Genomic DNA, 9,972 nt, shown 5'->3' on the forward strand with positions numbered 1-9,972 from the left:
ACGATGACCACCAAATCCATGTTCACCGCTGACCTGATCGTTCCGGCGATCGGCGACGCGTTCAAGAAGCTCGATCCGCGCCAGCTGATCCGCAACCCGGTGATGTTCGTGACCGCGTCGGTGGCGCTGCTGCTGACATTGCTGCTCGGTATCGGGGGCGAGGGCCTCGCCATCCCGTTCCAGATCCAGCTGATCGTGTGGCTGTGGCTGACCGTGCTGTTCGGCACTTTTGCCGAGGCGCTGGCCGAGGGGCGGGGGCGGGCGCAGGCTGCGTCGCTGCGCGCGACCAAGGCCGAGCTTCAGGCCAAGCGCCTGATCGGTGTCGGTGACGCCTGGGGCCTGGTCGGCGCATCGTTGCTGGCCAAGGGCGAACTGGTGCTGGTCGAGACTGGCGACCTGATCCCCGCCGATGGCGAGGTGGTCGAGGGCGTCGCGTCGGTCAACGAAAGCGCGATTACAGGCGAAAGCGCGCCGGTGATCCGCGAGGCCGGCGGCGACCGCTCGGCCGTGACGGCGGGCACGCGCGTCATCTCCGACCGGATCAAGGTGCGCGTGACGCAGGAGCCGGGACAGGGATTCCTCGACCGCATGATCGCGCTGGTCGAAGGTGCGGAGCGGCAAAAGACCCCGAACGAGGTTGCGCTGACCATCCTGCTCGTCGGCCTGACCATCATCTTCCTGATCGCGGTCGCGACGATCCCGGGCTTCGCCAGCTACGCGGGCGGCAGCATCCCGGTCGCGATCCTCGCCGCGCTGCTGATCACGCTGATCCCGACCACCATCGCGGCATTGCTGTCGGCGATCGGCATTGCCGGCATGGACCGGCTGGTGCGGTTTAATGTCCTCGCCAAGTCGGGCCGCGCGGTCGAGGCTGCGGGTGACATCGACGTCCTGCTGCTGGACAAGACCGGCACTATCACGATCGGCGACCGTCAGGCGAGCGAGTTCCGCCCGCTGTCCGGCATCGCGGTCGAGGATCTCGCCCGCGCTGCTCTGCTCGCCAGCCTGGCCGACGAGACGCCCGAGGGCCGCTCGGTCGTGGTGCTGGCGCGTGAGAAGTTCGGCGTGTCGGTCCCCAGCCTGCCCGCCGAGGCCGAGGTGATCGCCTTCACCGCCCAGACCCGCATTTCGGGCGTCAAGATCGCCGAAGGGCTGATCCAGAAGGGCGCGGTGGATTCGGTGCTGCGCGCCAATCCCGGGCTCGGCGACACGCCTGCTGCGGCTGAACTGCGCCGTGCGACTGACGAGATCGCCCGCGCCGGCATGACCCCGCTTGCGGTAGCCAAGGACGGCAAGCTGCTCGGCGCGGTCGCGCTCAAGGACGTGATCAAGGCCGGGGTGCGCGAACGCTTCGCCGAATTGCGCCGCATGGGCATCCGCACGGTGATGATCACCGGCGACAACCCGCTCACCGCTGCCGCAATCGCCGCCGAAGCCGGGGTCGACGACTTCCTCGCCGAGGCGACGCCTGAGGACAAGCTGGCGCTGATCCGCAAGGAACAGGCGGGCGGCAAGCTGGTCGCGATGTGCGGCGACGGCACCAACGACGCGCCCGCACTCGCTCAGAGCGATGTCGGCGTGGCGATGAACACCGGCACCCAGGCCGCGCGCGAGGCGGGCAATATGGTCGACCTCGACAGCGATCCGACCAAGCTGATCGAGATCGTGGGCCTGGGCAAACAGCTGCTGATGACACGTGGCGCGCTCACCACCTTCTCGGTGGCCAATGACGTCGCGAAATATTTCGCGATCATCCCGGCGATGTTCGTTGCGCTGTATCCGGGGCTTGGCGTGCTCAACGTGATGGGGCTGGGGTCGCCCGAAAGCGCGATCCTGTCGGCGATCATCTTCAACGCGCTGATCATCCCGTGCCTTGTCCCGCTGGCGCTGAAGGGCGTTGCGTACAAGCCGATGGCCGCCGGTCCGCTGCTTGCCCGCAACCTCGCCGTCTATGGCCTGGGCGGCCTGGTCGCGCCGTTCATCGGCATCAAGCTCATCGACCTGGCCGTCACCGGCCTCAACCTCGCCTGAGGATTCCTCCAATGCTCACCGACCTCAAAACCGCATTGCGCCCTGCTCTCGTGCTGACCGCCTTGTTCGCCTTGCTGCTGGGCCTCGTCTATCCCGCGCTGATCACCGGCGTCGCACAATTGCTCTTCCCGCATCAGGCCAATGGCAGCCTGATCCGCGAGGGGGACAAGGTCATCGGCTCCGAACTGCTCGGCCAGAAATTCACCGGCGACCGTTACTTCCACGGCCGCCCCTCGGCCGCTGGCGCCGAAGGCTATGATGCAGCTGCATCGGCCGGGTCGAATCTTGGCCCGACATCGCAGGCGTTGGTCGATCGCGTGGAGGCCGATGCCGATGCCAACCGCACTTCACCAGGACAATCGGTCCCCGCCGATCTGGTGACTGCCTCCGCTTCGGGGCTCGACCCCCATATCAGCCCCGAAGCGGCTTTGTCTCAAGTCGATCGCGTTGCCGCTGCGCGCGGCCTGAAGCGGGGCACCGTCGAGTCGCTGGTCCGTCGCCAAATCCAGACGCCGCTGTTCGGCTTCCTCGGAGAAGACCGGGTCAATGTTCTGACGCTCAACCGCGCGCTCGACGCACTCCCCCGCGCAACCGCGCTCGACCGGCGATAGCGCCTGCTCTAAGCGGGAGCGCATGGCGTTGCCGACCAAGCTTCTGATCATCGAGGACGATGTCCATATCCGCCGCCTGCTCCGCGCCGCGATCCAGCGCGCGGGGCATATGGCGGTCGAAGCAGCGACCGCGCGAGAAGGGCTGTCGCTGCTGGACATCGAAAAGCCGGATGCAGTGCTGCTCGACCTCGGCCTGCCGGACCGCGACGGGATCGAACTGATCCAGCCGATCAAGGCACGCTCGACCGCGACGCTGCTGGTGGTGTCGGCCCGAGAGGATGTGGCGGAAAAGGTCGCCGCGCTCGATCTGGGCGCCGATGACTATCTGACCAAGCCGTTCGATACCGAAGAGCTGCTCGCCCGCATCCGCACCGCGTTGCGCCACCGGCTGTCGGGCACGACGGATCATTTGCCTGTGCAGCTTGGGGATGTCGAAATCGACCTGACCCATCGCCGCGTCCGGCGGGCCGGCACGGAAGTCCATCTGTCGCCAAAGGAATATGAGGTGCTGGCCGAGCTGGCACGGAAGCCCGACCGGGTGATCAGCCACGCCCAGCTCTTGCGCACCGTCTGGGGGCCGGCGCACGCGCAACGGGTCGATTATCTGCGGATCGTCGTCCGCAATCTGCGGCAGAAGCTGGAAGCGGACCCCGCGCGCCCTGCGCTTATCCAGAACGAGCCAGGCGTCGGTTACCGATTGAAGGCGACGCGAGACTGATGATCCGCCCGACAGCAGCCCGTTGCGCGCGGCGCGACCGGACCTGTGTTGGGCACAGGTCCGGTTGCTGACCGGCTTACTTCACTTTCATCTCATCCAGCAGGCGCTGGGCGCCATCGACCTTGGCCATGGTCCAGAAGATGTAGCGGCTGTCGACATGGATCGACCGGGTGATCGACGGGTCGAACCACCAGTCGGAGATGATCCCCTCGATCGTGCCGTCGAACACCAGGCCGACAAACTCGCCGCGCGCGTTGAGCGTCGAAGAGCCCGAGTTGCCGTTGGTGATGTCGACCGTGCCGAGATAATTGACCGGCAGCGTACCCAGCTCCGGCGCGGTATAGGCGCCGTAATCCTTGGCCTTGATCAGGTCGATCGTCTTTTGCGGCGCGTTGAACGGTTCCTTGCCGGTCTGCTTCTCGACGATCCCCTCGCCGGTGGTGAACGCGGTCCAGGCCATGCCGTCGCGCTTCTTGGCCTTCACCGTGCCATAGCTGAAGCGCAGCGAGCTGTTGGCGTCGGGATAGAGCGTCCGCCCCTGTGACGCGGCATAGCCCATGCGGGCATCCATGTAGGTCGAGCGCGCCGCCTGAAGATTGCCGGCGCGGGCGTTGGTCGCGGCTTCGCGCGCCTCCAGGTCGGGATAGGCGGCAATGGCCAGCTGAACGAACGGGTCGGTCGATGCCTTGAGCGCGTCGGCCGTCATGTCGAGCAACGCGATCCGGTTGGCGGTCGTGCCGAGCTTCGTATCGCGATACAGCGCGTCCATGCCGATCTTGTCGAGCGCGGCATCGAATCCCGCGTTGCGCGATGCGGCGGGCAGCTGGCGATATTCGGCAACCGCCTTTTCGAACAAGGCGCGATCGACTGCGGGGTCGAAGCGCCGCTCGATCTGGGTCAGCGCCTCCTGGAGTGCGCGGCGGTCGCGGTCCTGGAAGCCCGATTTGCGCTGCGCATCGGGCTTGGCGCGCTCGAGCGACCAGCGATAGGCGCGCATCGCTGCGGCATAGAGCTGGCCGCGATCGAGCAACCCGCGGCGGAGCGTTTCGAGCGCGGCGGCATTCGCGTCTGCGGCCTGGGTATCGAGCGCGGTAAGGCCGGCGCTCCAGCGTTCGCGACGGGTAGCGTCGGCGGCGACCCATGCGCGGAACGCCTGCTCGTCGCTTTCCTTGCGCTCGATCAAGCGGATCGCGTCCGCTCCGGCGAGTTGGCCGAGGATCTTCTTCTTGTAGTTATCCGTGCCCTTGAGGATCGAGGCATAACGGATCGCCAGGTCGGGCGAGGACGCCGTGGCGGCGTTGATCGCGTCGGAATAGTCGGACAGCAGCCGCTGCTGCAGCGGATAGAGCTTTTCGAAGTAGAAGCGCGTTTCCGCCCCGGTGCGGTGGCGTTCGGTGGTGCCGGGGAAGCCCGCCACCATGATGAAATCGCCCTCCTTCAACCCCTGCTTGGCGATCGGCAGCCATGCCTTGGGCTTGAACGGGACATTGTCCTTCGAATAGGGCGCGGACGAGCCGTCGGGCGCGACATAGGCGCGGTAGAAGCCGAAATCGCCGGTGTGGCGCGGCCATTGCCAGTTATCGATCTCGCCGCCGAAATTGCCGACGCCGCCAGCGGGCGCGTAGACGAGGCGAATGTCCTGAATCTCCAGCTGCTGCTGCAGGAAATATTGCTTGCCGCCGAAATAGGCGCGCACGTCGCAGCGGCGGTTGGCCTGTTTCTCGCACGTGGCAATCAGCGCCTTGCGGTTGGTTTCGATCCGGCCGTTGCGCGCTTCGCCCGACAGCTTGGTCGCGCCGCGCAGCATGGCGGCGGTCACGTCGCGCAGATCCTCGATCACATAGACGCGGCTGCCGGGGGCGGCGGGGAGTTCGTCGCCGAACGAGCGGGCGAGAAAGCCGTCGCGCAGATAATTATGCTCGGGCGAGCTGTTATACTGGATCGAGCCATAGACGCAGTGATGGTTGGTCGCGATCAGCCCCTGATCGCTCAGGAACGCCGCCGAACAGCCGCCGAGCGAGACGATCGCGTTGAGCGGCGCGCGGTTGAGGTCGCCGAGCGTCTTGGGATCCAGCTCAAGGCCGGCCGCGCGCATCTTGTCGCCGATCGCCTCGGTCTGGCTGGGAAGCCACATCCCCTCGTCAGCGGCGACCGGGCCGGCGAGCAGGATGAGCGGAGCAAGCAACAGGAAGCGATGGCGCACGGTTGAACCCTCAATGATATAATGTAACCGCATAGCGGTAGCCCGCTGTACCGATCGTTGCAAGCGTTACGGTCGCGGTCAGCGCGGATCGTTCGCGTCGGTGGGCGGGGCGCCGGTCATCGCGCGGGCGGTGGCCTCGACCCCTTCCATCACGCGCAGCACATTATTCTGCGACAGCTTGGCGAGGTTCGCGTCGCTCCAGCCGCGCCGGGCGAGTTCGGCGAACAGCAGCGGATAGCTGTCGACGCCCTTCATCCCCTCGGGGCCGGTGCCGCTGATCCCGTCATAATCCGCGCCCAGCCCGACATGGTCGTAACCGGCAACCTTTGCGATATGCTCGACATGGTCGGCCACCGTGCGAACATCGACGCGCGGTTGCGGGTTGGCGCGTTCCCAGGCGACCAAGGCGGGGGTCGAGCGCTGGCCGGAGGGCGCAGAAGGAAGGCCAATTTCCTTCGCGAACGCGATCCGTCGATTGTCCCAATCATTCCATTCCGTCGATAGAAAGGCGGGGTAGAAATTGACCATCACCACCCCGCCATTCTGTGCGATCCGGCGCAGCAGCGGATCGGGGATGTTGCGCGGTCGATCGGCAACCGCCCGCGCGGACGAATGGGAAGCGATCACCGGCGCCTTGGTAACATCAAGCACCGCAGCCATGGTCGCGTCCGATACATGGCTGATGTCGACGATCATCCCGATCCGGTTCATCTCGCCGATCACCTGACGCCCGAACGGCGATAACCCGCCCGATCGTGGCGCATCGGTGGCGGCATCGGCCCAGGTCAGGCTCTTGCCGTGGGTCAGCGTCATGTAGAGCACGCCGAGCTCGCGGAACTGGCGCAGCACCGAGAGGCGACCGCCGAACTGGTGACCGCCCTCAATCCCCATCAGCGACGCGATCTTGCCCTCGCCTCGCGCCTCGCGGACATCGGCGGCGGTCTGCGCCATCGCGAAGGTTTTGGGATGCGCGCGCACGAAGCGCTGGACGATGTCGATCTGGTCGAGCGTCGCCTGAACTGCTTCAGGCCCGGTTTCGTCCGCCGGGATGTAGAGCGACCAGAATTGGCCCCCGACATGCCCCTTGCGCAAGCGCGGGATGTCGGTCTGGAGCGGTTTGTCGAGCTTCGCGGTGTCGCGGGTGAGGTCCACCGCCTCGACCGCGCCGTCATAGGATTTGCGCAATTCCCAGGCGAGGTCATTGTGTCCGTCGATCACCGGCGCTTCGCGAAGCACACGCTCGACGCGCGCCTGTGTCGCGGCATCGGGAACGGTGGGAGCGGACTGGGCCGCAGCCAGCAGCAGGGGAGCAAGGGTAAGCGCGATCATGCCGCCAGCCTAATGCGATCCGCTTTGGATGAAAGCAGGCAGCTCACACCATCGGGGGGTTCTGCAGCCGGGTGACCGAATTTCAGCGTCATTGACTCAACTCCTGATGGGCGCACTTGCAACGCCGTAGGGGATGGAGGATATGATGTATTGTATCTCATCGGAGACTCGCTCATGCGCAAGTTCATTCTGCTCGCCGGATCGGCGCTCACTGTCACTGCGGCACCGGCACTGGCGTGCGATCTCGAACTGCTCGGCGGCCCGCAGCGGTTCAATGCCTTTGCTGCCTATGCCAGTCATTCGGTTCCGGCTGCCCCCTATGAATACCAGCCCGAGGTCAACAGCCCCGTCGCATCGGAACCGGAGCCGGAAGCGGTTGCCGAATCCCCCGAGACATCCGCTGATCAGAGCGCCGATGATGACCGCGGCGCCGCGCAGCAGCCGTCCGTGACCCTGCCGTAAACCGCGCACGGATCAGTCGATGCCTCATTTGCTGGAAATCAGCGGCCTGACCTTCCGCTATGGTGGTCAGGCTGTGCACGATCGTTTCGACCTGATCCAAGATGCGGGCGCGCACCGCGTGCTGCTCGGGCCATCGGGTTCGGGCAAGACGACGCTGATCCACCTGATCGCCGGGCTGCTGACCCCGCAGGAGGGCACGGTCGCGATCGATGGCGAGACCATCACCAACCTGCCACCCGCGCGCCGCGACGATTTGCGCCGCCGCAAGATCGGAGTGGTGTTCCAGACGCTGCGCCTGGTCGCGGCGCTCGACGTGACCGCCAATCTGCTGCTCGCCCAGCGTCTCGCCGGGCAGCGGCAGGATCGCGCCGAGGTCAAGGCGCTGCTCGACGAACTCGGCCTGTCGCACCGTGCGCATGCCCGGCCACGCGAGCTGAGCCAGGGCGAGGCGCAGCGCGCGGCGATCGCGCGCGGGCTCGTGGCGCGGCCCCGGCTGTTGATCGCCGACGAGCCGACCTCCGCGCTCGACGATCGCAACGCCGAACGGGTCGCGCGCCTGCTCATCGACACCGCAAACGCCCATGGCTCGACTTTGCTGGTTGCGACCCATGACGCGCGGATCAAGGCGTTCATTCCAGATGCGGTGACCCTGGCACCGGTGCGTGAGGCGGCGTGATGTTCGGACTGGCCCTCGCCTATTTGCGCGATCGCGCGCTCACCACCCTGCTCAACATCGTGCTGCTCGGGCTCGCGGTGGCGACGCTGGCGATCCTGCTGATCTTCTCGACCCAGCTGACCGACCGGCTGGAGCGCGACGCGCAGGGGATCGATCTGGTGGTGGGGGCGAAGGGCTCGCCGCTCCAGCTGATCCTGTCGAGCATCTATCACATCGACGCGCCGACCGGGAACATCCCGCTCGACAGCGTTGCGCTGCTGCGCCGCGACCCGGCGGTCGCGCGGGTCGTTCCGCTCGCGATGGGCGACAGCTTCCGCGGCTACCGCATCGTCGGGACCGAGCCGTCCTATCTCGATCTCTATGGCGCAAAGCTCGATCAGGGGAAGCTCTTCGCCAAGGCTGGGGACGCGGTGCTGGGCGCGACCGCTGCGCGGGAGCTCGGCGCGGGGGTCGGTCAGAAATTCGTCGGCAGCCATGGCTTTGGCGAGGGCGAAGGCGTGACCGGTCATGACGAACATCCGTTTACCACTGTCGGGATTCTGGCGCCGACCGGAACGGTGATCGACCGGCTGATCCTGACCCCGGTCGAAAGCGTGTGGGACGTTCATGGCATCGCACACGACCATGACGGCGCAGCGCATCATGAGGGTGAGGCGCATCATGACGATGAGGCCCATCACAAGGGTGAGGCGCAGCATGAAGGCGAAGCCGGGAAGGCGCATGCCGGCCATGACTATGAGGAAGCGGAAGCGCCGCTGATCGGTGCGGCCGGGACGCTGGAGCCCGAGGTGACGGCGCTGCTGGTCAGCTATCGCTCGGCATTGGGCGCGGTGCGCGTGCCAAGCTTCGTCAACCGTCAGACCAACATGCAGGCGGCGGTGCCCGCGCAGGAAACCGCGCGGTTGCTGACGCTGTTCCGCGCGGGGATCGAGGGGGCGCGGATCTTTGCCTGGCTGCTCGCCGCGACTGGCGGCCTCGCCATCTTCGTTGCGCTGCTCAACGCGGCGCGGGCGCGCGAGGGCGATCTGGCGCTGCTGCGCGTGATGGGGGCGACGCGGGTGTCGGTGTTCGGCACGATCCTGCTCGAAGGGCTGCTGACCGCGGCGGCGGGGGCACTGCTCGGGCTGGTGACGGCACATGGTGCGCTGGCTGCAGCGCGCGCGTTCTTCGATCCGCTGGCGGAGATCGGCCTCGATCCCTGGCGGGTGCACCCGGGCGAGCTGGCGATCTTTGCCGGGGTGCTGGGAATCGGCTTGGTCGCCGCATTGCTCCCGGCGCTCAGGGTATTCCGCGTCGATCTTGCCCGCACGCTTGCGCGGGCTCAGTAGGGAATGCGTATCATGAAGACTTCGATCCTGACGGCGCTGGCGCTGCTGACGGTCGCGGCACCGGCGACCGCGCAATTGCTGGGCGGCGGGCCCAAGCAGGACGTCAAGGACGTGTGGAAGCCCGCGGCGACGCCCAAGGGCGGGACGTCGTGGAAGCTGCTCGAGAGCACGACCGAAAAGCAGCGCGTTTCAGCTGGCGTGATCTATTCCAAGCCGGTCTTCCCGGCAGCGATCAAGGCGCTCAACGGCAAGGAGATCAGGGTCGCGGGCTGGATGATGCCGCTCGACAAGGCGGCGAAGCAGAAGCGGTTCGTCCTGCTCGCCTATCCGCCGGGCTGCCCCTTCCACTTCCACGCCATGCCCAACCAGTTCATCGAAGTGCTCGCCCCCGCCGGCGTCCCGCTCAACGAGCGCGACCCGATGGTGATCAGCGGCACGCTGCAACTGACCGGGCAGGACGAAAGCGGCATCTTCTACCGGCTGGTCAATGCGAAGAAGATTTGACGGCGCGCGCGCTTAGAGTCGTTGTCACCAGAGCAGAATCGGGCCCGGCCCGCCCCCCCACCCCGCCCCCCCAAGAAAACACAGTGGTTGGGCGGGCGAGTGTAAACAAA

General features: G+C 66.6%; 9 protein-coding genes. 7 read left to right on the top strand and 2 right to left on the bottom strand.

Going from position 1 to position 9,972, the window contains the following annotated elements:
* Positions 1–3: 3 nt before the first annotated feature.
* The 3 genes from kdpB to KYX69_RS01545 are packed head-to-tail and all read left to right on the top strand — an operon-like array spanning position 4 to position 3,360.
* Positions 4–2,031 carry a potassium-transporting ATPase subunit KdpB gene (gene kdpB, locus KYX69_RS01535; RefSeq protein ID WP_300492813.1) on the top strand — a complete coding sequence of 676 codons (2,028 nt, stop codon included), beginning with the start codon at positions 4–6 and terminating at the stop codon, positions 2,029–2,031.
* A gap of 11 nt (positions 2,032–2,042) precedes the next feature.
* Positions 2,043–2,642 carry a potassium-transporting ATPase subunit KdpC gene (gene kdpC, locus KYX69_RS01540; RefSeq protein WP_300492815.1) on the top strand — a complete coding sequence of 200 codons (600 nt, stop codon included), beginning with the start codon at positions 2,043–2,045 and terminating at the stop codon, positions 2,640–2,642.
* A gap of 22 nt (positions 2,643–2,664) precedes the next feature.
* The gene (locus KYX69_RS01545; protein WP_300492817.1) at positions 2,665–3,360 is read left to right on the top strand and encodes a response regulator; all 696 of its coding nucleotides are present in this window, start codon (positions 2,665–2,667) and stop codon (positions 3,358–3,360) included.
* Positions 3,361–3,436: 76 nt separating this feature from the next.
* Here KYX69_RS01545 and KYX69_RS01550 read toward each other — a convergent pair whose 3' ends face one another.
* The gene (locus tag KYX69_RS01550) at positions 3,437–5,563 is read right to left on the bottom strand and encodes a S46 family peptidase (protein ID WP_300492820.1); all 2,127 of its coding nucleotides are present in this window, start codon (positions 5,561–5,563) and stop codon (positions 3,437–3,439) included.
* A gap of 78 nt (positions 5,564–5,641) precedes the next feature.
* A complete protein-coding gene (locus KYX69_RS01555) occupies positions 5,642–6,892 on the bottom strand; it encodes a dipeptidase (protein ID WP_300492823.1) in 1,251 nt (416 codons plus the stop codon).
* Positions 6,893–7,066: 174 nt separating this feature from the next.
* Between KYX69_RS01555 and KYX69_RS01560 the strand changes: the two genes are divergently transcribed.
* Genes KYX69_RS01560 through KYX69_RS01575 form a run of 4 tightly spaced genes read left to right on the top strand, consistent with a single transcriptional unit; the run spans position 7,067 to position 9,862 of the window.
* Positions 7,067–7,354 (top strand): hypothetical protein, encoded by a 288-nt coding sequence (locus KYX69_RS01560; RefSeq protein ID WP_300492825.1) that lies wholly within the window; start codon positions 7,067–7,069, stop codon positions 7,352–7,354.
* A 19-nt stretch (positions 7,355–7,373) separates the two neighbouring features.
* Positions 7,374–8,030 (top strand): ABC transporter ATP-binding protein, encoded by a 657-nt coding sequence (locus KYX69_RS01565; protein ID WP_300492828.1) that lies wholly within the window; start codon positions 7,374–7,376, stop codon positions 8,028–8,030.
* Entirely contained in the window at positions 8,030–9,358 is a 1,329-nt protein-coding gene (locus KYX69_RS01570) for an ABC transporter permease (RefSeq protein ID WP_300492831.1), read from the top strand. The genes KYX69_RS01565 and KYX69_RS01570 overlap by 1 nt, the downstream gene beginning before the upstream one ends.
* 12 nt (positions 9,359–9,370) lie before the next feature.
* Complete coding sequence (locus tag KYX69_RS01575) at positions 9,371–9,862, top strand: DUF3299 domain-containing protein (protein WP_300492834.1); 492 nt, start codon at positions 9,371–9,373, stop codon at positions 9,860–9,862.
* Positions 9,863–9,972: the final 110 nt, after the last annotated feature.

Source organism: Sphingomonas sp. (assembly GCF_030145815.1).
Lineage (GTDB): Bacteria > Pseudomonadota > Alphaproteobacteria > Sphingomonadales > Sphingomonadaceae > Sphingomonas.

Coding starts and splice junctions, on each gene's coding strand:
- KYX69_RS01570 (WP_300492831.1), top strand. CDS start 8,030: ATGTTCGGACTGGCCCTCGCCTATTTGCGCGATCGCGCGCTCACCACC.
- KYX69_RS01560 (WP_300492825.1), top strand. CDS start 7,067: ATGCGCAAGTTCATTCTGCTCGCCGGATCGGCGCTCACTGTCACTGCG.
- KYX69_RS01575 (WP_300492834.1), top strand. CDS start 9,371: ATGAAGACTTCGATCCTGACGGCGCTGGCGCTGCTGACGGTCGCGGCA.
- KYX69_RS01565 (WP_300492828.1), top strand. CDS start 7,374: ATGCCTCATTTGCTGGAAATCAGCGGCCTGACCTTCCGCTATGGTGGT.
- KYX69_RS01555 (WP_300492823.1), bottom strand. CDS start 6,892: ATGATCGCGCTTACCCTTGCTCCCCTGCTGCTGGCTGCGGCCCAGTCC.
- KYX69_RS01545 (WP_300492817.1), top strand. CDS start 2,665: ATGGCGTTGCCGACCAAGCTTCTGATCATCGAGGACGATGTCCATATC.
- kdpB (WP_300492813.1), top strand. CDS start 4: ATGACCACCAAATCCATGTTCACCGCTGACCTGATCGTTCCGGCGATC.
- kdpC (WP_300492815.1), top strand. CDS start 2,043: ATGCTCACCGACCTCAAAACCGCATTGCGCCCTGCTCTCGTGCTGACC.